The 21,438-nt window shown below is 75.1% G+C and carries 18 protein-coding genes and 1 pseudogene; 8 read left to right on the top strand and 11 right to left on the bottom strand.

What is annotated here, in order from left to right; all coding sequences use genetic code 11:
• Positions 1 to 136: 136 nt before the first annotated feature.
• Both ACFV4P_RS01375 and ACFV4P_RS01370 read right to left on the bottom strand, forming a co-directional pair.
• Positions 137 to 787: an ABC transporter ATP-binding protein gene (locus ACFV4P_RS01375; protein WP_380466053.1), complete on the bottom strand. Its 651-nt coding sequence runs from the start codon at positions 785 to 787 to the stop codon at positions 137 to 139.
• The gene (locus tag ACFV4P_RS01370) at positions 784 to 1,896 is read right to left on the bottom strand and encodes an ABC transporter permease (RefSeq protein WP_380466051.1); all 1,113 of its coding nucleotides are present in this window, start codon (positions 1,894 to 1,896) and stop codon (positions 784 to 786) included. The genes ACFV4P_RS01375 and ACFV4P_RS01370 overlap by 4 nt, the downstream gene beginning before the upstream one ends.
• Positions 1,897 to 1,999: 103 nt before the next feature.
• On the opposite strand from ACFV4P_RS01370, the gene ACFV4P_RS01365 reads away from it, so the two are divergent.
• The gene (locus tag ACFV4P_RS01365; RefSeq protein WP_380466049.1) at positions 2,000 to 2,587 is read left to right on the top strand and encodes a TetR/AcrR family transcriptional regulator; all 588 of its coding nucleotides are present in this window, start codon (positions 2,000 to 2,002) and stop codon (positions 2,585 to 2,587) included.
• Between the two features lie 177 nt (positions 2,588 to 2,764).
• Here the strand turns inward: ACFV4P_RS01365 and ACFV4P_RS01360 are convergent, their stop codons facing one another.
• Entirely contained in the window at positions 2,765 to 4,174 is a 1,410-nt protein-coding gene (locus ACFV4P_RS01360; protein ID WP_380466047.1) for an FtsW/RodA/SpoVE family cell cycle protein, read from the bottom strand.
• A 153-nt stretch (positions 4,175 to 4,327) separates the two neighbouring features.
• Here ACFV4P_RS01360 and ACFV4P_RS01355 point away from each other — a divergent pair, with 153 nt between their 5' ends.
• The 4 genes from ACFV4P_RS01355 (at position 4,328) to ACFV4P_RS01340 (ending at position 8,349) form a co-directional block, all read left to right on the top strand.
• Entirely contained in the window at positions 4,328 to 5,287 is a 960-nt protein-coding gene (locus tag ACFV4P_RS01355; protein WP_380466045.1) for a cytochrome c oxidase assembly protein, read from the top strand.
• A gap of 165 nt (positions 5,288 to 5,452) precedes the next feature.
• Positions 5,453 to 5,845: a DUF302 domain-containing protein gene (locus tag ACFV4P_RS01350; protein WP_380466043.1), complete on the top strand. Its 393-nt coding sequence runs from the start codon at positions 5,453 to 5,455 to the stop codon at positions 5,843 to 5,845.
• A gap of 140 nt (positions 5,846 to 5,985) precedes the next feature.
• On the top strand, positions 5,986 to 8,154 hold the full coding sequence (locus ACFV4P_RS01345) for an MMPL family transporter (RefSeq protein ID WP_380466041.1): 2,169 nt from the start codon (positions 5,986 to 5,988) through the stop codon (positions 8,152 to 8,154).
• A gap of 27 nt (positions 8,155 to 8,181) precedes the next feature.
• Positions 8,182 to 8,349, top strand: coding sequence for a hypothetical protein (locus tag ACFV4P_RS01340; RefSeq protein WP_198953479.1), 168 nt, complete (start codon positions 8,182 to 8,184; stop codon positions 8,347 to 8,349).
• Positions 8,350 to 8,410: 61 nt separating this feature from the next.
• Here the strand turns inward: ACFV4P_RS01340 and ACFV4P_RS01335 are convergent, their stop codons facing one another.
• The 6 genes and pseudogenes from ACFV4P_RS01335 to ACFV4P_RS01310 form a co-directional block, all read right to left on the bottom strand.
• A complete protein-coding gene (locus tag ACFV4P_RS01335) occupies positions 8,411 to 12,214 on the bottom strand; it encodes a hypothetical protein (protein ID WP_380466039.1) in 3,804 nt (1,267 codons plus the stop codon).
• The gene (locus tag ACFV4P_RS01330) at positions 12,211 to 12,609 is read right to left on the bottom strand and encodes a hypothetical protein (protein ID WP_380466037.1); all 399 of its coding nucleotides are present in this window, start codon (positions 12,607 to 12,609) and stop codon (positions 12,211 to 12,213) included. Before ACFV4P_RS01330 ends, ACFV4P_RS01335 begins: the two co-directional genes overlap by 4 nt.
• A 39-nt stretch (positions 12,610 to 12,648) precedes the next feature.
• The gene (locus tag ACFV4P_RS01325; protein ID WP_380466035.1) at positions 12,649 to 14,658 is read right to left on the bottom strand and encodes a PQQ-binding-like beta-propeller repeat protein; all 2,010 of its coding nucleotides are present in this window, start codon (positions 14,656 to 14,658) and stop codon (positions 12,649 to 12,651) included.
• 143 nt (positions 14,659 to 14,801) lie between these two features.
• Positions 14,802 to 15,470, bottom strand: coding sequence for an endonuclease (locus ACFV4P_RS01320; RefSeq protein WP_380466034.1), 669 nt, complete (start codon positions 15,468 to 15,470; stop codon positions 14,802 to 14,804).
• Positions 15,471 to 15,570: 100 nt separating this feature from the next.
• Entirely contained in the window at positions 15,571 to 16,266 is a 696-nt protein-coding gene (locus ACFV4P_RS01315; RefSeq protein ID WP_380466032.1) for an HAD family hydrolase, read from the bottom strand.
• Positions 16,267 to 16,761: 495 nt separating this feature from the next.
• Positions 16,762 to 17,643, bottom strand: a pseudogene (locus ACFV4P_RS01310) (ADP-ribosylglycohydrolase family protein); the annotation flags it as partial.
• A 111-nt stretch (positions 17,644 to 17,754) separates the two neighbouring features.
• On the opposite strand from ACFV4P_RS01310, the gene ACFV4P_RS01305 reads away from it, so the two are divergent.
• Both ACFV4P_RS01305 and ACFV4P_RS01300 read left to right on the top strand, forming a co-directional pair.
• On the top strand, positions 17,755 to 18,543 hold the full coding sequence (locus ACFV4P_RS01305) for a phytanoyl-CoA dioxygenase family protein (RefSeq protein ID WP_380466030.1): 789 nt from the start codon (positions 17,755 to 17,757) through the stop codon (positions 18,541 to 18,543).
• 93 nt (positions 18,544 to 18,636) lie between these two features.
• Positions 18,637 to 18,846 (top strand): hypothetical protein, encoded by a 210-nt coding sequence (locus tag ACFV4P_RS01300; RefSeq protein WP_380466028.1) that lies wholly within the window; start codon positions 18,637 to 18,639, stop codon positions 18,844 to 18,846.
• A 7-nt stretch (positions 18,847 to 18,853) separates the two neighbouring features.
• On the opposite strand, the gene ACFV4P_RS01295 is transcribed toward ACFV4P_RS01300, so the two are convergent.
• Both ACFV4P_RS01295 and ACFV4P_RS01290 read right to left on the bottom strand, forming a co-directional pair.
• Positions 18,854 to 19,597 (bottom strand): SOS response-associated peptidase, encoded by a 744-nt coding sequence (locus tag ACFV4P_RS01295; protein WP_380466026.1) that lies wholly within the window; start codon positions 19,595 to 19,597, stop codon positions 18,854 to 18,856.
• Between the two features lie 52 nt (positions 19,598 to 19,649).
• Positions 19,650 to 20,621, bottom strand: coding sequence for an aldo/keto reductase (locus tag ACFV4P_RS01290; protein WP_380466024.1), 972 nt, complete (start codon positions 20,619 to 20,621; stop codon positions 19,650 to 19,652).
• Positions 20,622 to 20,735: 114 nt separating this feature from the next.
• Here ACFV4P_RS01290 and ACFV4P_RS01285 point away from each other — a divergent pair, with 114 nt between their 5' ends.
• Positions 20,736 to 21,416 (top strand): (2Fe-2S)-binding protein, encoded by a 681-nt coding sequence (locus ACFV4P_RS01285; protein WP_380466022.1) that lies wholly within the window; start codon positions 20,736 to 20,738, stop codon positions 21,414 to 21,416.
• Positions 21,417 to 21,438 lie beyond the last annotated feature (22 nt).

The following is a 21,438-nucleotide window of genomic DNA, read 5'->3' as shown; positions in this document are numbered from 1 at the left end:
GCGGGGAACTGCGCGACAAGCGCAGGTCACGTCCGCAAGGTCGCGATCACGTGCAGGTCGCTGCCCTGCGTCGCGATCTTGCGGACGTGGCGCGCTCTCCCTCGCGCAGTTCCTCGCACCCCTGGTGGTTCACTCCCTACATCGAAACGGTCGCTGCCGCCGCGTCGACGACCACCGGGTCGTGCGTGGCGACCAGCGCCACGCAGCCCCGTTCGCGGGCCTTGTGGGCGATCAACTCGGTGAGGGTGCCGGCCTGTTCACGGTCGACGGCGGCGGTGGGCTCGTCGATGAGCAGGAGGTCGGGTTCGAGGAAGAGTGCTCGTGCGAGCGCGACGCGCTGCCTCTCGCCGCCGGAGAGCTGGTCCGCGCGGTGTCGCAGCCGGTGTCCGAGGCCGACCTCTTCGAGGGCCGTCTCCGCCGCGGCGCGCAGCCGCCTCGCCGGCCGGCCGGCGACGGACGCGGCGGCGAGCAGCTGCTCGACGGTGGTGAGGCCGCCCAGCAGGTTGCCGCTCTGGAACATGTAGCCGATCCGTTCGCGCCGGACCTTCGCCCGTTCGCCGTCGTTCAGGGACGCCAAGTCGCTGTCACCGAGCAGCACTTGACCGCCGTCGGGCCTGAGCAGCGCGCCGGCGACGGCGAGCAGGGTCGACTTCCCGGAGCCGGACGGGCCGACCAGCGCGGTCAGCACCCCGGGCCGGCAGGTCGCGTCGACGCCTCGGAGGACGGGCGTCCTCGCGTCGCCGTGACCGAGCGAGACGGACACCTGGTGCAGGGTCAGAGAGGTCATCGTCCGGCTCCGAGCATGGTCATCGGGTCGGCGGTGGCGACCCGGCGGAGGGTGAGGGCGGCGCCGGCGAGGGCGGCGAGGGCGACCGTGGCCATGGTGGCGGTGAGCGCCAACCCGGGGAGGCTGAACGGGACTTCGGTGCCGACCAGGAGTCCGACGGCGGAGGCGAGTGCCGCGCCGGCCAGGGTGCCGCCGAGGACGACGGCCGCGGCCTGGACCAGGGTGTGCCTGAGGAGTCGGCGGCGGGAGGCGCCCATCGCGCGCAGCAGGGCGAGTTCGGGCTGCCGCTGGACGGTCCAGACGCCGAAGAACGCGCCGACCACCAGCGGGGCGATCAGGTACAGGAAGAACTGGATGGACGTCATGGTGACGCGTTCGCCGGTGTAGCCGGGCGCGGCGGCGTACGCGTCGGTCGTCGCGACGGTCCGGGTGCCGAGCTCGCGGTCCGCCGCCGCCAGGTCCGCGTTCGAGGCGGCCCGCAGGGCGATCGCGCTGTACTGCTGCGGGAGCCCCGCGGCGGGCGCGCTCGCGCCGGGGGTGGTGAAGCGGATCGCCTGCCAGGTGCCGGTGGTGACGTACCCGGCCGGGACGTGCCCGTAGGAGGCGCGGCCGGTGATGCCGGTGACCTTGAGGGCGATGCCGAGCCGGTCGACGGTGAGGGTGTCGCCGATCGCGACGCCCTCCTCGGCGAGCTTCCGGGAGATCACCAACTGGCCGTCGCCGCCGAGGCGTTGGCCGTCCTCGACGCCGGGGTCGAGGAACGATCCGGGCTCGACGCCGAACGCGGCGAGGTCGACCTCGGCGTGCCGGTCGGTGGTGCCGCGGGTGATGGTGACGCCGAGCGGGGTGGCCTGCACGCCGGGGCGCTGCTGCCAGCCGGCCAGGGTCTCGGCGGGGACGAGGCTGCGGGCGAACTGGTCGGACTTGGCGTCCGGGGAGAACGCCAGGTGGGTGGCGGGCAGGCGGCGCAGGGCGGAGACGGTGTCGTCGCCGAGTCCGGTGGTGAAGCCGGAGACGATTCCGACCAGGGCGGCGACCAGCAGGACGACGCAGCCCATGAGCAGGAAGCGGCCACGCGCGGCTTTGAGTTCGAGCAGGGCGAGGTACACCGTGCTCCTTCCGAGATGGGGACAGTGCGTCCCCAAGATAGAACATGGCGACGCCGCGTCCCCAACGCGGGGGGCGCCCTCCCGCGACTCCTAGACTGTGGGGGTGCCGAAGATCAGCGCCGCCACGGTCGCCGACCACCGCGCCCAGCAGCGCCGGGCGCTGGTCGAGGCTGCCCGCGCACTGCTGGAGTCCGAGGGGGACGCCGCCGCCGTCACCTTCGCCGCGGTCGCCCGCAGCACCGGCCTGGCCCGCAACAGCGTCTACAAGTACTTCGCGGACCGCGCCGAACTGCTGGCCGCCGTGGTCCGCGAGTCCGCCCCGCGCTGGACGGAGCGGATCACCGCCGCGATGGCCGCCGCCGGGACGCCCGAGGCGCGGGTCGCCGCGTACGTCCGCGCCCAGTGCGAGCTGGTCCGCGACGGCGAGCACCGGATCGCCCGGGCGCTGGCCGGCGACCGCGACGCGGCGGCGCTGCGTGAGGCGGCGGGCCACGCGCACCGCGAGCTGCTCACCCCGTTGATCGCCGCCCTCACCGAACTCGGCGACAGCGCACCGGAGTTCACCGCCCAGCTGCTCCAGGGCCTGGTGAACGCGACGGTCACCGCCCTGGAGTCCGGCGCCCCGTACGACGCCACCACCGACCGCGCCACGGCCATGGCGGTCGCCGCGCTCCGGGGATTGCACCAGTAGGCGCACGCGGCGACGCTCCGACCGACCACGGTGACGGAGCAGGTGCGAACCGGCATCACCGCCCAGGACAGCACCCCGGAGCCGGACGCGCAGGGCAACCCGACCGGCCGCACGCCGGAGGGCGCGGTCACGGTGCGGCTGGACGCCGGTGAACTCGCGGCCGCTCGCAGCAGGAAGTCACCCGCCCCGGGCCGCGTCGAGCGGTACCGGGGCGGGTTCGAGTTCGGCGCGGCCCGCCGCGTCGGAGAGTTTGATCAGGATGGCGGTGAGCAGCCAGTTCGCGGTCAGCGAGGATCCGCCCGCGGCGAGGAACGGCAGCGCCTTGCCGGTGATCGGTATCAGCCCGCTGACGCCGCCGACCACCACGAACACCTGGAGCGCGACGGCGGCGGACAGGCCGGTGGCGAGGAGTTTGCCGAACGGGTCGGTGATGGCGACGGCGGTGCGCAGGCCCCGCTGCACGAACAGGCCGTAGAGCAGCAGGACGGCCATCGTGCCGGTCAGGCCGAGTTCCTCGCCGATGGTGGTGAAGATGAAGTCGCTGCGCCCGGCGAACCCGATCAGGAACGGTCTGCCCTGGCCGAGTCCGCTGCCGAGCAGGTGGCCGCTGCCGAGGCCGAACAGCGCCTGTGCGGGCTGGTCGGAGACCAGGTGGGGGTCGTGCACCGGTTCGTAGTAGTCGAGCGGGTGCAGCCAGCCCTCGACCCGGCCGTGCACGTGCGGTTCGAGGTCGCCGACGACGGCCGCGCCGACCACGGCCATCAGCAGGCCGATCAGCACCCATCCGGTGCGTTCGGTGGCGGTGTAGAGCATCACCACGAACACCCCGAAGAAGATCAGCGAGGTGCCGAGGTCGCGTTCGAAGATCAGTACCAGCAGGCTGATCACCCAGATCGCCAGCACCGGCCCGAGGTTGCGGCCGCGCGGCAGGTTGACGCCCCACACCCGGCGGCCGGTCAGCGCGAGCGCGTCCCGGTTGGCCGTCAGGTAGCCGGCGAAGAACACCGCGATGGCGACCTTGACGAACTCGTCGGGTTCGAAGGAGAGTCCGCCGACCATGATCCAGCGCTTGGCGCCGAGGGTGTCGCCGGGGAAGAACGCGGGTGCGGCCAGCAGGATCAGCGCGCCCGCCATGATCAGGTAGACGTACTTCTGCAGCAGCCGGTGGTGCCGGACCACGATCAGCAGCACGACGGCCGCCAGGGTGGCGACCACCGTCCACTGCACCTGGCTGGGCGCGGCGGGGATCTTCTGCCAGTCGCCCTTGGCGGCGTGCCAGATCGCGTACGAGTAGTCGAGGCGGTCGAGCAGCACCAGGCCGAAGCCGGTGAACAGCACCGCCAGCGCCAGGATCAGCGGGTCCGCGTAGGGCGCGAAGCGGCGGACCGCGAGGTGCAGGGCGAGGGTGAGGCCGGTCAGGCCGCCGCCGAAGGGCAGCAGGCCGGGCGGGAGGGTGCCGCGCAGCGCCAGGTTCGCGCTCACCCAGCCGGCCAGGCAGACCGCCACCGCGAGGGCGAGCAGGCCGAGTTCGAGGTTGCGACGGTGTGCGGCGCGTCGGCTGCCGACGCTGCGCCTCGCGCGTCCCACCCGGGCCCCCCGTTCGGTCGATTTTCTACATGCGTGTAGAACTTCAATGCCGGATCCTCCCACGGACCCGGCGCTGCGACCGACGCCGGGCGGCCGCCCCCGGTTCCGTCCGGCGGGCGACGCGGCCGGAAATCGACCGAAGGAGCCACCGCCATGCCCCACCCCGCGGCCGTCGCGCCCTGGCACTGGTCGGCGCTGGCCGACACCTGGACCCTGGAACCGGCGGTCGCCGCCCTGACGGTCCTGCTGGCCGGCGGCTACCTGGTGGGCGTGCGCCGCCGCGGCGGCTGGCCCTGGTACCGCACGACGGCGTTCCTCGGCGGGCTGGCGGTGTGGGTGTGGACGACGGGTTCCGGCCTCGGCGTGTACGAACGGGTGCTGTTCGCCGACCGCGCCGTGCAGCTCGTCCTGCTGCTGATGCTGGTGCCGCTGCTGCTGGCCCTCGGCGCGCCCGTCTCGCTGCTGGCCGACACCCTGCCGGCGGCCGGCCGGGAGCGGCTGCGCGCGGCGCTCGGCGGGCGGGTCTCCCGGGTGCTGATGTTCCCGCTGGTGTCCACGGTGCTGCTGGTCGTCCCGCCGTGGCTGCTGTACTTCACGCCGCTGTACCGGGAGACCCTGACCAGCACCGCCGGGAACATCGGCTTCCACCTGCTGCTGGTGCTGCTGGGCCTGCTGTACTTCTGGCCGCGCCTGCAGCTGGACCCGGTGGCGCACGAGTACCCGCTGCTGCTGAGCGTGGTGATCACCTTCGTCGAGGTGGTGTTCGACGCGGCGCTCGCGCTGGTGCTGCTGTACGGCGGCCACCTGGTCGCCGAGCCGTACTACGCGTCGCTGGCCCGCGACTGGGGCCCCTCGCTCGCCCGGGACCAGTTCGTCGGCGGCAACGCGATCTGGATCCTCGGCGACGTGGTCGGCCTGCCGTTCCTGGTCGCGCTGATCCGCCGCCTGATCGTCACCGGCCGGGCCGAGACCGCCGCCGTGGACGCCGCGCTGGACGCCGCCGAGCAGGCCCGGGTCTCCGACCACGAGGCCTCCGACGGCGAGCGGGCCTCCGACGGCGAGCGGCCGTGGTGGCTGGACGACCCCAACCTGCGGCATCGCTACGGCGGTTGACCGGGCCGGCCGGCGGTGAGACGGACGTCACCCGCCGCGCCCGGGAATGGACCTCCCGCCCGCCCGGTTGCATCGGACGTACGCTTGAATACCCTCGGGGGTATCGAAGTGCTGCAACAGCGACAAACCAGGACACCGAAGCACTGACCAGAGAGGTTCGGCGACATGACCGACGACTTCACCGCCACCCTGACCGGCATCCCGTTCGCGGACGCCGCCGGCCGGGTCCGCGCGGCCCTCGCCGAGCAGGGCTTCGGCGTCCTGACCGAGATCGACATGACGGCCACCCTGCGCGCCAAGCTCGGCGTCGAGGTGGAGGACTTCCTGGTCCTCGGCGCCTGCAACCCGCCGATCGCGTACCGGGCCCTGGAGGTGGACCGCCGGGTCGGCCTGCTGCTGCCGTGCAACGTGGTGCTGCGTGCGGTGGACGGCGGCGTCCTGGTCGAGGCCATGGACCCGCAGCTGATGATGCAGTTCACCGGCCGTCCCGAGCTCGCCGAGGTGGCCGACGACGCCGCCGTCCGGCTGCGCGCCGCGCTGGCCGCACTGAAGGCCTGACCCCGCACCCACCCGACAGGGGGCGCCCCCGTTGCGCCCCCTGCTCCCCCGCACCCAGGGCCCCGCCTGCCCCCGTATATACCCCCCCAGGTATTACCCTTGGATCGGCGGACCCCCCGCCCGCTTGGAGAGAAACACCCGTGAACCGCTCCGCCCCCGCGCCGGCCGCCTCCGCGCCCCCGGCCGTCGCCCCGCCCCGGGACGGGCTGCTCGGCCGCCTCGGCGTCTGGTCCGTCCACCACTTCAAGACCGTGCTGGTCGGCTGGCTGATCATCGTGATCGGCCTCGGCGCGTTCGCCCCGAAGGTCACCACCGCGCTCTCCGGCGCGGGCTGGCAGGCCAATGGCTCCGACTCGGTGAAGGTCCGCACCCTCGCCGAGGAGCACTTCGCGGGCAACGCCTCCTCCGCGATCCAGATCGTGGTGCACGCCGACCGCCCGGTGACCGACCCCGACGTGCAGCAGGTGGTCGACCGGGCCACCGCGCTCGCCACCGCCGACTCCCGGATCTCCACCGTCGTCCCGCCGCAGCCCGGCGCGACCGTCAGCCAGGACGGCCGCACCGCCGTGCTGCTGGCCGGCGCCGCCGCCTCGCCCGACGACATGGTGCGCGCCGCCGACGACCTGAAGGAGCCGCTGCGCGAGCTGTCCGGCGGCGGCGTGGACGTCACCGCGACCGGCGCGTCCGTGCTGTGGAGCGACTTCAACACCGCCAACCACGACGCGATGATGAAGTCCGAGATCATGTCCTGGCCGGTCACCCTGGCCATCCTGGTGCTGGCCTTCGGCTCGCTGGTCGCCGCCGGGCTGCCGCTGCTGCTCACCATGGCGGGCCTGGCCGCCTCGGCCGGTTCGCTGGTGCTGATCAGCCACCTGTTCCCGGTCTCCATCTGGGCGATGAACTTCGCCATGATGTTCGCCCTCGCGCTGGGCATCGACTACGCGCTGTTCCTGGTCGTCCGGTTCCGCGCCGCCCGCGCCAACTCGAAGCGGGGCAGCGACAGTTCACGCCCGGTCGCGGAGACCATGGACACCGCGGGCAAGGCCGTGCTGCTGTCCGGCGCGACCGTGCTGGTCAGCCTGTCCGCCGTGATGCTGGTCCCGTCCCCCGCGTTCCGCTCGATGGCCGGCGGCATCATGCTCGCCGTGCTGTTCGTCCTGGCCGCCACCCTGACCCTGCTGCCCGCCATTCTCGGCAAGCTCGGCCACCGCATCGACGCCGTGTCGCTGCCGTGGGCCAAGCGCGAGGCGCAGACCTCGCCGCGGTTCGAGGCCTGGGGCGAGCGGCTGTGGAAGCAGCCGCTGCGCTGGGGCGCGCTCGCCCTGGTCGCGCTGCTGGCGCTGGCCGCGCCGGTGATCGGACTGCGCACCGCGATGCCGTCCATCAACGTGCTGCCCGAGGACGCCAGCGCCCGGGCCGGCTACACCGTCGTCCAGCAGGCCTTCGGCGACGGCGCCCCCGGCACCCTCCAGATCCTCACCCCGACCGACCAGGCCGCGGCCACCGCGCAGACCGTCGCCGCCACCCCCGGCATCGCCGGCGTGATGCCCGCGATGCCCGCCGCCGACGGCGCGAACCTGTCGCTGATCCAGGCCGTCCCGTCCGTCGACCCGTCCGACCCGCAGCTCGGCCAGACCGTGAACACGCTGCGCGCCGAACTGCCCGACCACACCCTGGTCGGCGGCGCCGCGGTGGAGAACCTCGACCTCCAGCACCTGCTGACCGAGAAGACCCCGCTGGTCATCGGCGTCGTCATGGTCCTCGGCTTCGTCCTGCTGCTGTTCGCGCTGCGCGCCCCGCTGATCGCGGCGCTCGGCACCGTGGCCAGCCTGCTGTCCACCGGCGCGGCGTTCGGCGTCGCCCGGCTGGTCTTCCAGGACGGCCACGGCTCCGGACTGCTGGGCTTCACCCCGCAGGGCTTCCTGGACGGCTGGGCGCCGGTGTTCTTCTTCGCGATGATCTTCGCGATCGCGATGGACTACACCGTCTTCCTGCTGGCCTCCGCGAAGGAGCAGTACGAGCGCACCGGCGACCCGCGCAAGGCCATGGTCGGCGCCCTCGCCCACTCCGGCCGGGTGATCTTCGCGGCGGCCGCCGTGATGGTCGCGGTGTTCTTCACCTTCGCCATCTCCGGCCCGCTGCCGCCCAAGGAGATGGGCATCGTCCTCGGCGTCGCCGTCCTGCTGGACGCCGCCCTGATCCGCCTGGTCCTGCTCCCCGTCATGCTCCGCCTGACCGGCCGCGCCGCCTGGCACACGCCCCGCTGGCTCGACCGCATCCTCCCGAACATCCCCTTCTCGCACTCCTGACACCCCCGCCCCGGAAGGACCACCCCCATGTGCCGTCGCACCACCTGCAAGACCTGTAACAAGCCCTCCTACGCCGGCTGCGGCATGCACGTCGAGCAGGTTCTCGCCGGTATCCCCAAGTCCCAGCGCTGCTCCTGCACCGCCGCCGACAAGGCCGCCTCCGGTTCCTGGCTGAGCCGGATCTTCGGCCGCTGACCCGCCCGAACCGCGCCCCCGCCCACCGTCAGGGCGGGGGCGCTCGGCGTTTTCGGGGCCTTCAGCAGGTCGCGCGGTACGGCACGGAGGCCACCCGCGCCTCCCACTGCCGGGCGTCGAGCGGGCCGGCGGTCGCGCAGATACGGGCGGCCACCTGTTCGGGGTCGAGGTGCCACAGGCCCACCGCGCCGCCGTCGGTGGTGGCGGCGAGCATCCGGCCGTCCGGGCTGAAGGCGGTGACGGAGAGCGGGCCGGTGCTGGTGGTGAGGGGCTCGCCGATCGGTTTGGGCTTGGCGCGGTCGGCGAGGTTCCAGCGGAGCAGGGCGCCGGTCGCGTCGTGCAGGGCGGCGGCGAGGGTCCGGCCGTCGGGGCTGAACGCGACCGCCCAGACCGGGCCGGGGGTGGCCAGCGCGGAACCGAGGGGGGACGTGTGGTGGGGGTCGGTGGTGTCCCAGAGGGTGACGCCGCCCTGGCTGCTGCCGACGGCCAGCGTGTGCCCGTCGGGGCTGAACGTCGCCCACAGCGCCGATCCGGCGGGCTGTTGCAGGGGTTGGCCGAGCCGGACGGTGTCGTTGCTGCGGACGCGCCACAGGCCGATCCGGCTGCTGCTGGCGTCGCCGCCGGTGGCCATGGTCTGCCCGTCAGGGCTGAAAGCGACGGAGAAGACGCTGCGGATGTCGTCGGGCTCGATGCCGGCCCGGGAGACCGGCTTGCGCGGGTCGGTGACGTCCCACAGGTCGACGCGGTTGTCGGCGGTGACCGCGAGGGTGTGCCCGTCGGGGGTGAAGGCCAGCGACATCGCCACCCCGCCGAGGCCGGTCAGCGGGTCGCCGATCGGGGTGGGCCCGGCCGGGTCGGCCATGTTCCACAGGTGGACGGCGCCGCCCCCGTCGCCGGCCGCCAGCAGGTGGCCGTCGGGGCTGAACGCCAGCGAGTCCACGGGCTTGGTCGGGCCGGTCAGCGGGCCGCCCTGCGGAGCCGGGCGCTCCGGGTCGGCGAGGCCCCACAGGCTGACGGTGCCGTTCTGGTTGCCCGCCGCGAGGAGTCGGCCGTCGGGGCTGAAGGCGGTGGCGTTCACGTTCCCGCCCGCGCCGGTCAGCAGGGTCGGCGGGAGGTTCCACAGGTCGACGGTGCCCTCGACGCTGCCGGCCGCCAGGGTGTGGCCGTCGGGGCTGAAGGCGAGCGCATTGACGGCGCCGTCGGTGCCGGTCAGCGGTCGCCCGAGCGGGAGGGCGTTGCGGGGCGTGGACACGTTCCAGCGGTGGACGGCGTGGTCGGCGCTCGCGGCGGCGAGGGTGCGGCCGTCGCGGCTGAACGCCACCGCCAGCACCGGGTACGCCGGGCCGGCCAGCGGGTCGCCGAGCCCGGCGGGCCGGCCGGGGTCCGTGACGTCCCAGAGCCGGACCTCGCTGTCCGCGCTGCCGACGGCCAGGGTGTGCCCGTCGGGGCTGAACGCCACCGTGCTCGCCTCCTTGGCCGAGACGGCCAGCGGGGCGCCGAGCTGCGCGGGCCGGCCCGGGTCGGCGACGTTCCACAGCCGCACCTCCCCGCCCGCGTCCGCCGCGGCCAGCGTGCGCCCGTCCGCCGCGAACGCCACCGACCGGACCGGGTGGGCGGGGCCGGAGAGCGGCTCGCCGATCGGGGTGGGCCGGCCCGGCCCGGTGAGGCTCCACAGCCGGATCTCGCCGCCGGAATCGGCCGCCGCGAGCACCCGCCCGTCGGGGCTGAACGCCACCGATTGGACGGCGCCCCAAGGGAGTTGCTCGACCGTGCCGAGGGTGTGCGGGTGCGCGGCGCTGCTGACGTCCCACAGGTCGAGGACGCCCGACCCGACGATGCCGTCGCGGGTGTGGTCGCCGCTGTGCCCGCCGACGGCGAGGGTGCGGCCGTCGGGGCTGAACGCCACCGACCGGATGGAGTCCACGGCGGGGTCCTCGGGCAGCGGCAGCCCGAGCGGCGTCGGCCGGCCCGGGTCGGTGACGTCCCACAGCCGGACCGTCGCGCCCGTGTTGAGCCCGGTGGCCATGGTCCGCCCGTCCGGGCTGTACGCGACCGTCCCGACCGGGCCGGTGTCGCCGTCGACCCGGGCCTCGGTGGCGGTCGGGGCGTTCTGGGTGCTCAGCAGCCGCGAGGCGGTCGCCTCGCCCGGGAACAGCCGGTAGGCGGCCAGCGCGATCCGCGCGGACAGCGCCGAGTCGGTGGCGGCGAACTGGAGTGTCTCGGAGGCCAGTTGCGCCTGGACGGCCCGGTCCCGCTGGGCGCGGGCGCTGGCGTCCTGCCGGACGGCGACCACGGCCGCCGCCGAGGCGAGCACCGCCAGCGCCGTGATCGCGGCCATGGCGGCGCGCCGCACGGTGCGGGCGCGGCGGTCCTGGCCCCGGGACGCGTTCAGGTAGGCCAGCGCGCCCGCGCTCAGCTCGCGTGGGTGCGCGTCGGACCACGTGACGGCCGCCTCCAGCCGGCTGCCGCGCAGCAGTGCCGCGCGGTCGCGCCCGTCGCGGGCCCAGCCGGCCGCGGACTCCTCCAGGTCCTGACGGACCGGCGCACCCGCCCGGTCGTCGTCGATCCACTGGCGCAGCGTCGGCCAGGCCCGGATCAGCGCCTCGTGGGTGAGCGTGACGTGCTCCTGGTCGCGGGTCAACAGGCGGGCGCCGGTGAACACTTCGACCACTTCGGAGGCGGCCTCCGGGTCCGGCAGGCCGTCCAGCAGCTCGTGGTGGCGCACCCGCCGCCGGGTGTCGTCGGCGTCGGGCCGGACCACGACCAGGCGCCGGAACAGCAGGCGGGCGAGGTCCCGCCCCTGCGAGGAGAGGCCGAGGTAGCGGGCCTCGGCGGTGGCGGCGATGGCCCCGGTGATCCCGCCGGCGCGCCGGTAGCCCCTGATCGTGAGCAGCGCCCCCTCGCGGGCGTACCAGGTGGCCCACAGGGCGTGGGCGAGCAGCGGCAGCCGGCTGGCCCGGGCGGCGGTGTTCCAGGCGCCGCCCGGGTCGCGCGGGTCGGCGGCGCCGTCGAGTTCGGCGAGCATGACGTCGACCAGGCCCTCCTCGACGGCGAGGCCGACGTCCCCGGCGGGCCGCAGGATGGCGTCGCGCAGTTCCTCCGCCGTCATCGGGTCCAGCAGGACGGGGTCGGCGCGCAGCGCGGTGCGCAGTTGCCGGTGGTCGGTGCAGGCCGCGAAGAAGTCGGCCCGGACGGCCAGCAGCACCAGCGTCGGGGGCCGGTCGGCGGCGGGCCGGGACAGCAGGTCGAGCACGTCGACGAACCACTGGCGCTCGGCGAACTCCGTTCCCGGCGTGAAGAGTTCCTCCAGCTGGTCGACGACGAGCAGCAGGCCGGGCGCGGCCCGGGCGGCGTGCGCGGCGAACTCGCGGGCGCACCGCTCGGCGTCGCCGCGCCAGGCCCGGGCCGCCTCCCGGGCCGCGTCCGCCGTCAACCCGGCGGCGGTCACGAGCGCCTGTGCGGGTGAGGCGGTCGGCGTCAGCACGACGGCGGCCCAGTCCCGGGAGCCGGCCCGGGCCAGGCGTCCGGCGGCCAGCGCGGGCAGCACGCCGGCGGCGAGCAGCGAGGACTTCCCGGCGCCCGACGGGCCGATCACCACGAGCGGGCCGCCGGCGTCGGCCCGGACCTCCAGTCGGGCGCAGACGGCGTCGACGGCCTGCGCGCGGCCGTGGAACCACCGGGCGTCGTCCTCGCCGAACGCGGCCAGACCCGGGTACGGGCACCCGGTGGCGGCCTGTTCCGTTCCGAACGGCGCGTGCTGCTTGTACACATGGACGACCATGCCGCCGCCGGCCTGGTAGCCGTCGCCGCCGCCGGAGACCTGCAGGTGCAGGTCGGCCGGGGGCCGGTTCGGGTCGTCGCTCACGCCCGGCCGCGCCGGTCTATGGTGATGTCCCGGGCGGCCTGGTAGCCGTCGCCGCCGGAGACCTCCATCCGCAGGGTGATCTGCTGCGGCGCGGAGGCGGGCGGCGGGTCGAGGAGTCGGCGCAGTTCCTGGGCGGCCTCGGGCCGGTCGGCGAGCAGCCGGACGAACCGGTCCTGCCACTCCTGCGCGAGCTGCGCCCGCAGCTGCTCGGCGGTGTCCTGGTCGGTGGCGCCGGTCAGGGCGAGCCGGGTGTCGGCGAGGTCGGCGTCCACCCGGTCGGTGCGGGAGTGCCGCCACAGTGCGGGGAGCGCGGACGTGGCGGCCTCCCAGCCGTCGGTGCTGAGCAGGTCGACGAGTCTGCCGGCGGCGAGCGCGGCCAGGGCGGTGTCCACCATGTGCGGGTCCTTCCGGGTGCGGGTGCCGCCGATCGGGCGTCAGCCGTGGGCGGCGATCGCGGTGAGGGTGAGGTTGGCGGAGACGTAGACCCGGTCGCCGCCGACCGTCCAGCGCAGTCCGATGCGCGGTGCGGCCGGGTCGTTGTACTTCCAGCGGGCCTTGCCGGTGGCGGCGTCGATCGCCCACAGGTTCTCCTGCGAGTCGGTGGCGAGGACGGTGTCGGCGGTGCAGCGGGCGTGGGTGCCGGAGAGCGAGAGGCCCTGCTCCCACAGGACGTGCGCGGGCAGCACGGCCACCCACTTGACCCGGCCGTCGGCCGCGTCGAGGGCGCACAGATCCTGGCCGACCGGGATGTAGACCGTCGCGCCGTCCGGGCTCGCGAAGGGGGTGCCGAAGCGGACGTCGGGCTGGTCGTCGGGCTTCAGGTCCCAGGCCTGCTTGCCGGTCTCCGGGTCGACCGCGACGATCCGGTCGACGCCGAAGACGAACCGGCCGCCCGCCCAGCAGGTCATCGCGGGGCCGTTCTGGAAGTACCACTTGCCGTGCGGCACGGCCTGCTGCCAGCCGCGGGCGCCCTTCGCGGCCGCGTCGAGCACGACGACCTGGCCGTCAGGCTTGGAGACGGCGCTGGCCGCCAGCAGCCGGTGCCCGGTCGGCGGGATCAGCACGTTGCACAGGTCGGTGCCGCTGGTCTTCCAGCGCGGGTCGCCGTTCGCGACGTCGAAGGCGGCGAGCACGCCGGTGTAGGTGTCGTCGTCGGTCGACGCCTGCCGGCCCGCGCTGACGTACACGGTGTCCCCGGCCGCCGCCACATCGACGGGCCGGTTGCCGTCGCCCAGCGCGGCCGGCAGCGAGACCGCCCACTTCGGGGTTCCGGTGGCGCCGTCCAGCGCGGCCAGCGCCGACTGCTGGCCGCGGACCATGCCCAGCACGAAGAACGTCCCGTTCGCGTACGTCATCTGCGTCAGGCTCAACGAGGAGTCGAAGACAGTGAGTTGGTGCGGGTCGCCGACGGGTTTGCCGGCCCGGTCGAGGAACCGGGTCGACTTGTCCGACGCGACGGCAATCACCTGGTCCGAGGCCGCGAGGTCGCTCGGCTTCTCGTCGAGCACGATCTGCCAGGCCGGAGTCGGCGGCGTGCCCGTCAGCTCGATCCGGACCACGTCGGTCGGGGAAGGGGACGGGGAGGGTGAGGCCGGTCCCGGGGACGGGGGTGCGGCGGCCCCGCCCGGCGCTTTCGGTGCCGAGTCGCGCGGCCAGACGAGTGCGGTGGCCAGACCGGCGACGGCGACCGCGCCGCCCGCCGCGCCGAGCAGCAGCGTGCGGCGGGCGATCCCCGGGGTCTTCCCCACGGCAGCGGCGGCAGCGGCGAGGGGCGGCGGCAGCCAGCCGTCGGCCTCGGCGGGCGGATCGCCGAACAGGGCGACCAGCCGCCGGACGGCGTCCTGGCCGGCCGGGGCACGGAACTCCTCGACGGCCTCCCGCAGCAGCGGCATCAGCACGCTCGCCGGCGCCACGTACCCGCCGGCCCCGAACTCCAGCACCGCCGCCAGGTCCGCCAGGTCGTCCTGCTGCGCCGCCGCCCCCGACACCCGGGCCGGCAGCAGCGGCGCGGGCACGGCGAGCAGCACCGCGTTCGGGGTGAGCGCTCCGTGCGCGAAGCCCGTGGCGTGCACGGAGGCGAGCGCCTGCGCGAGGCCCCGGGCCAGCACGGCCAGGGTCGGCCACGGCAGCGGGCCGTACTGCTCGACCGCCTGCCGGAGCGTGACGGCGGGGACGAAGGTCTCGGCCAGCCAGGGGGTCGGGCCGGCCAGGTCGGCGCCGAGCAGGGGTGCGAGGCCGGGGCCGCCGAGTTTCAGCGCCGCGCCGACGTCCGCCCGGAACCGCGGGTCCTGCGCCAGCGCGTCCGGCACCGCAGTGACCGCCGCCCGCACCCCGCCCGGCCCCCGGCCCAGATGGACGGGGCCTCCCAGCATCCCGTCGGGGAGCCGCCCCACCAGTCGGTACGGCCCCAGCTGCCTCGGCTCGCCCGCTTCCGAACGATTCATCGCCCCAACCCCCCGGCTGTCGCAGTACCAGGAGGCTACCGCCGAACGGGTCGTCCGACACCGAACATTGACGCTCCGTCCGGTTCTACGGCCGTCCGCGGGGCGCGCTGGGCGCGTGGGGGGCGCGCGGGGCTTGCGGGGCGTCAGACCGACGCGGTCTGCGCGGTGTCGGGGGTGGCGGCCAGGACGCGTTCGGCCATGGCGGGGTCGAGGGCGGCGCGGACGAGGGCGTCGCCGAGGCGGTGCAGGTCTTCGGGGGCGATGAGGGCGGCGAGTTCGGCGGGGTCGGTGGGCAGGCCGAGGCGTTCGGCGCCGGCGGTGGCGCGGGGGTCGAGGGCGGGGCGCAGGTGGGGCCAGACGGCCTGGGCCTCGCGGCAGAAGGCGGCGGCGCCGGCCGGGCCGATGCCGGGGAAGCGTTGCAGCAGGGCGCGGGTGCGCTCGGGGCGGCCCTGGGCTGCGGCGGCGAGTTTTCGCAGGTCGCCGCCGTATTCGTCCTGAGCGAGGCGGGCGCATTCGCCGAGCCTGGTGGCGGTGCCGTCGGCGAAGTGCTGGTAGCGGCCGGCGATCAGCGCGTCCTTGCGCTGCTGCCAGTCGAGTTCCAGCGTGCCGGCGGGGGTGTCGGCGCCGGCGGCGACCAGGGAGGCCGTGCCGGTGACGGCGATCTCGGCCTGGATGCGGGCCGAGACGAGGTTGCTGAGCATCAGCAGCTGCCACAGTTCGGCGGGTCGGTCGGCGATCTCGATGCCCGCCTGTTCGGCGTAGGTGGTTCCCGCGTCCGCCACCAGTGCCGCCACTCGTTGCCTCGTGTCCATATCGGCCTCCCGGAGTCCCTTCGCTGACGAACCGTCAGCCGTCCGGCCCGACGGTACGCGGCGGGGGGCCCGGGCGGCCCGAAGCCACGCCGACCGGCCTTCAGCCGAGGAGCGGGGCGACCTCGGCGAGGGTGTGCACCCGGGGCACGGTGACGTCCGGCGCGCCGGTGGGCTCGCGTTCCAGCCAGATGCCGAGCAGTCCGGCCTCGGTGGCGGCCTGCGCGTCGACGTCCAGCCGGTCGCCGACGTACGCGGTGCGGGCGGGGGCGACGCCCAGGGTGCGGCAGGCCAGGTGGAAGATCTCCGGGTCGGGTTTGGCGCAGCCGGCCTCGCCGGAGGCGGTGGTGTGCGCGGCGAGGGCGTCGAGGCCGACGGTGCGCAGCTTGTCGCGCTGGATGTCGCCCTCGCCGTTGGTGATCACACCGAGCTGTCGTCCAGCGCCCAACTCGCGGACGGCACGCGGGACTTCGGGGAAGGCCCGCCAGGAGCGCCGGTATCGGCGGAGGTAGCCGGCGAACCAGGCGTCGGCCCGTTCGTCGGACCACTCGCCGAGCCCGAGGTGCCGGGCCAGACCGAGGGCGCGGGCCCGGCGCTGTTCCTGGACGGTCAGTTCGCCGGCCAGGTAGCGGTCGTACTCGCGGCGTTCGAGGTCGCGCCAGAAGTGCAGCAGTCCGTCGCGGTCCAGCGGCTGTCCGGGGACTTCGGCGGCCGCGCCGGCCAGGACGGCGGCCTCGGCGGCGCCGTCGTGGTCCAGCAGTGTGCCGTCGAGGTCGAACAGCACCGCTTCGATGCGCATCGTCCCCTCCTCAGCCGCCCACCGGTGGATTTCACCCTATCCGGCCGCCCGACGGGTCGTCACCAGGGGCCGTCACCAGGGGCCGGCCGGCAGCGGGCCCCCGGTCCGGACGAGGCCTTCGAGCTCCATGAGGACGAACTCCACCTCGCCCCCCTTGCTGCGGCCGCCTCGGTAGAGCGCGGGGTGGGCCTCGATCTGCACGCCGACGGCATGGTGGCCGCCGCGGTGCGGGGCGACCCGGACGGCGAGCACCTCGCGTCCGGTGGTTGCCTCGTGCAGGTGCAGGACGCCCTCCTCGGCGCGGGCCACCCAGCGTGCGGCCCGGTAGCCGGAACGGTAGCGGTTCCACACGTCCTCGCCGAAGGACAGCCGGTCCGGCACCGGGCAGGGCCGGGGCAGCACCATCGGGACGAACCGCGGCACGGCCGGGGGCTCCACCGCGGACCCGGTGTCCGGCCAGGTGGGCGGCGGGACCTGGGCGTCCTCGGGGAACGCCCAGGCCGGCAGCGGTTCGCGGGCGGCCAGCCAGGCGGCGGGGATGCCGTCGGCGCCGGTGCGGGCGGCGACCACGCCGCCGGCGATCGCGGCGACGGTGTCCATGTCGCCGCCGCCGCCGATCGCCGCCCGGACGGCCGCCGGGTAGTCGTCGAGCCACCGGGCGGCGCACCAGAGCGCGAACGGGACGGTGTCGAGGGCGCTGGTGTGGCGGCCGTTGCCGAGCACCGCCGCGACCGCCCGGACGTCGGACCGGTCGAGCAGCCGCCTGGCCTGGTCCAGGCCCTCGCGGACGGGCCCGAACGGGGTGAGGTCGGCGACGGCGGACAGGAAGCGGTCCGGGGCGACCGGCGCGCTCCGGCAGCGCACCGCGTGGGCGGCGGCGACGGCCACCGCGATCGCGCCGTCCACCGCGTCGGGGTGGGTGTGGGTGGTCTCCGCGGTGTCGGCGGCGGGCCGGACGACGGACGCCGGGTCGTGCGCGTACGCGGCCCCCAGCGGGGCCACCCGCATCGCCGCGCCGTTGCCGAACGAGCCCTGGCCGTCGAAGAGTTCGGCCGCCAGCCGGCGGGCGTCGCCGCCCTCGCGGATCAGCCGGAGCAGCCGGTTGGCGGTGGGCCCGTAGCCGCGGTCGAAGTCGTGGCGCCGGGCGAAGGCGCAGGCCAAGTCGTAGCTGTCGATCGCGCCGCGGGCGACCTGCATGGCGTACACCGAGCAGGCCATCTCGGTGTCGTCGGTCCACGGCCAGGGGCCGGGCGGGACGGTGGCGGCGCCGAAGTGGGCGCGGGCGGTGGCGGGGACGAAGAACTGGGCGCCGAGGGCGTCGCCCACGGACAGGCCCTGGAGGGCGTCGAAGGCGGGGCCGGCGTGCAAGGCAGTCATATGGCTCCTACCGAAGCGCGCGGGTGGCGTCGCGTCAAGTCGCGTCAAGTCGCCTCGCTCGGACGGAAATTCGCTTGCCACTGCCGGGCGTTCGGCCGAGACTCCGTCCCCATGGGTACCGTTCTGTCGCCGCAGCAGGTCGAGGGTTTCGTCACGGACGGCTTCGTCCGCCTGGAGGGTGCGTTCTCGCCCGAACTGGCCGCCGAGTGCCGGGAGTTCCTGTGGCGCGAGATGGGCCTGGATCCGGACGATCCGGCGGGCTGGACGCAGCCGGTGGTCCGGCTGGCCGGGTACGCGGACGAGCCGTTCCGGCGGGCCGCGACCACCGAGCGCCTGCACGGCGCGTTCGACCAGCTGGTCGGCGAGGGCCGGTGGCGGCCGCAGCCGTGGTTGGGCGGCTTCCCGATCCGCTTCCCGCACCCGGACGACCCGGGCGACGCGGGCTGGCACCTGGACGCGAGCTTCACGCCGGACGGCGAGGAGGGCCTGTGGCTCAACCTGGTCTCGCGCGGCCGGGCGCTGCTGATGCTGTTCCTGCTGTCCGACGTGGACGAGGCGAACGCGCCGACCCGGATCAAGGTCGGCTCGCACCTGGACGTGCCGCGGCAGTTGGAGCCGGCCGGCGACAAGGGCGTGGAGTTCTTCTCGTTCTGCGCCGAGCTCGACCGGGCCGGGCTGCTGGACCACCCGGAGCGGGAGACCGCGCTGGCCACCGGGCGGGCGGGGGACGTCTACCTGTGCCACCCGTTCCTGATCCACTCCGCGCAGCCGCACCACGGCACGGTGCCGCGGTTCCTCGCCCAGCCGGCGCTGCTGTCCACCGGCGACCTGGTGCTGGAGCGCGCGGACGGGGCGTACTCGCCGGTGGAGCGCGCCGTCCGGCTCGGTCTGGGGCGCTGAACGCGGGGAACTTCGCGGAATCGCCACTGCGCCGTGCCGCCGCACCGCGCCCACCTGCGATGATGCGGGGGAATCGTCGGGGAAGGGGAAGCCGTGATCGGTGTGGCGCTGGTGATCGTTCTACTGCTCGTGGTGGGCGGCTGCGGCTGTGTGGTGTGGGCGGAGCGCGGCGGGCCCGCCTGGGTCCGGGGGGTGTCCCGGGCGACGCTCGGCGTGGGTGAGATGGTCCGGCGGGACGCGCGCCGCCGCCGGGCCGAGGACCGCCGCCGGATCGGCAACACCGGCTCGGGCGACTCGGACTGACGGACCGTCAGTCGGCGACGCCCAGCGGGTCGGGGGCCTCGGTGAGCAGCCGGGGGCCGTTCTCGGCGACCCGGTTGACGGCCGTGGGCACCGCGCGGACGCGGATGTCGCCGTCGGCGGGGCGGTGCAGCAGGTGGTGCAGGTCGGCCCGGTCGCTGTTCGCCGGGTCGAGCCAACTGCCCAGCTCCTCACGGGGAATGGTGAGCGGCATCCGGTCGTGCACCCGCCCCGCGCTGTCGGTGGCGTCGGTGGTCAGGATGGTCGCCGTCGCCAGCCACGCCGCCGGGTCGTCCTCCGGCACGCTCGCGTCCCGCCAGAACTCGTACAGGCCGGCCATCAGCATCAGTTCGCCGGTGCTCAGGAAGTACGGCTGCTTGTACGCCTTGCGGCCGTCGCCCGCCGGGACGGGCCGCCACTCGTAGTAGCCGTCGGCGGGGATCACGCAGCGCCGGGCGGCGAACGCCTTGCGGAACGAGGGCTTCTGGTCGACGGTCTCCGAGCGGGCGTTGATCAGCCGGGCCGCGCCGGAACGGTCCTTCGCCCAGGACGGCACCAGGCCCCAGCGCAGCGTCCGCAGTTGGCGCACCACCTCGCCGGTGTCGTGGTCCACCCGTTCCAGTACCGCCTGGATCGGGTCGGTCGGCGCGACGTTCCAGCTCGGCGCGAGCGCCTCGGTGGGGTTCCAGCGCGCGACGTCGAGCAGGGCGACAAGGTCACCGGGCTCGGTGGTGGAGACGAAGCGACCGCACATGGGCCCCCACTCTGCCACCGAACCCCGACAACCGCACGCAGCGACGCCACCCTCAGGAGTAGAAGTTCCGGTCCCAGCGGTGTCCGGCCAGCACCTTCAACTCCCTTTCGCCGAGCGGCACTCCGTCCCCGACAGCGGCGTTGCGCTCGACGTTGCGCACCGAGCGCATGCCCGGGATCACGGTGGACACGGCGGGCTCGCTCAGCACGAACCGCAGCGCCGCCTCCGCCAGCCCGTCCGCCTCTATGCCCAGGTCGGCGGCGATCGCGGCGGCCCGGCGCTCGACCTCGGCCAGCCGGTCGCCGCGGAAGTAGCGCCGCCGGAAGTCGCCGTCCGGGAACACCGTGTCGGCGGTCAGCCGGCCGGTCAGCCCGCCCTCGTCCAGGGCGACCCGGACGATCACCCCGACGCCGTGCTCCCGGCAGGCCGGGAACAGTTCGTCCACCGGCGACTGGTCGAAGATGTTGTAGATCACCTGCACCGCGTCGACCACGCCGCTGCGCACCAACTCGACGGCGGTGTGCGGCTCGTGGTCGTTGACCGAGACGCCGAACAGGCCGATCAGGCCCTCGTCCTTGAGCGCGCCGACGGTCTCCAGCCAGTCGCCGCGGCCGAGCCACTCGTCGTGCCAGACGTGGAACTGCAGCAGGTCGAACCGCTCCAGCCCACTGGCCCGCAGCGAGGTCTGCACGCTCTCCCGGATGTGCGCGCCCGGGAACGCCTGCGCCGGGTCCACGCGCGGGCGGGCCGGCCACTGCCGGTTCAGCGGCGGGACCTTGGTCGCCACCCGCACCTGCCGGCCGGCCGCGGCGCACTCCCGCACCACCTTGCCCACCAGCCGCTCGCTCTCGCCGTAGCCGCGGGCGGTGTCGACGAAGTCCACGCCGAGGTCGATCGCGCGGCGCAGCGCCGCCAGCGACTCGTCCTCCTGCGCGCCGATCCAGCCGGAGGCGCCGATCCCCCACGCGCCGAAGCCGACCTCCGACACCTCGATGCCGCTGCGCCCCAACTGCCGCTTCCGCATGCGTTGTTCCTCCCTCGCGTGCCGGTTGTCCGTCAGCTCGCGACGATAGGCGGCGGGGGCGGCCGGTGGCCAGCGAAATCCTGGCGCCGACGGGGCCCGACTACACTCCGCGGCATGACCGCCGTCCCGCCGTTGGCCGCTCTCGGCCCCTACTTCGCCACGCTGTCCGGGCCCGTGCCGGCCGGGTTCCGGCCGCTGCGCGAACTGTCCGCGCCGGACGGGCCGTTGGCCGGGCGGGTCGCCGAGGTGGCGCGGGTGCTGGGCACGGACGAGGCGCGGGTCGCCGCGTCCACCGCGCACCTCGGGCTGGCGGCGCGCCTGTGGTCGGTGGCCCTCGGGGCCGCCGTCGCCACCGGGCGGCTGCCCGACCTGGACGGCGCCCGGTTCGCGCTGCCGCCGCAGGGCCCGTTCGACCTGTGGCTGCCCTCCGACGACGGGCCCGACGCCTCGCCGGGGGCGCTGCACGCGCTGGTGATGGACGGCCACCTGCACCCGCTCGCCGCCGCCGTCCGCGCCCTCACTCCGCTGGCCGCCGGCCTGCTGGCGGGCAACGCCGCGTCGGCGCTGGTCGGCGCCGCGCGTCAGCTCGCCGCCGTCCCGCCGCTGCGTGTCCCCGCCGCGGCGCTGGCCCGCGAGCTGCTCGCCTTCCCCGACCTCGCCGCCGCCGGCGCGGTCACCCCGCCGGGCGGCCCGCTCGCCTTCCGGCGTGCCTCCTGCTGCCTCTACTACCGCGCGCCCTCGGGCGGCCTCTGCGGCGACTGCGTGTTCACGCGGGCCCCGAAGTCCCGTCCCTGATCGCCCCGTCCCTGATCGGTGA

It is taken from the genome of Kitasatospora sp. NPDC059795 (assembly GCF_042732175.1).
Classification (GTDB): domain Bacteria; phylum Actinomycetota; class Actinomycetes; order Streptomycetales; family Streptomycetaceae; genus Kitasatospora.
Note: the sequence above shows the minus strand (reverse complement) of the source record. Positions and strands in the feature narration are given on the sequence as shown.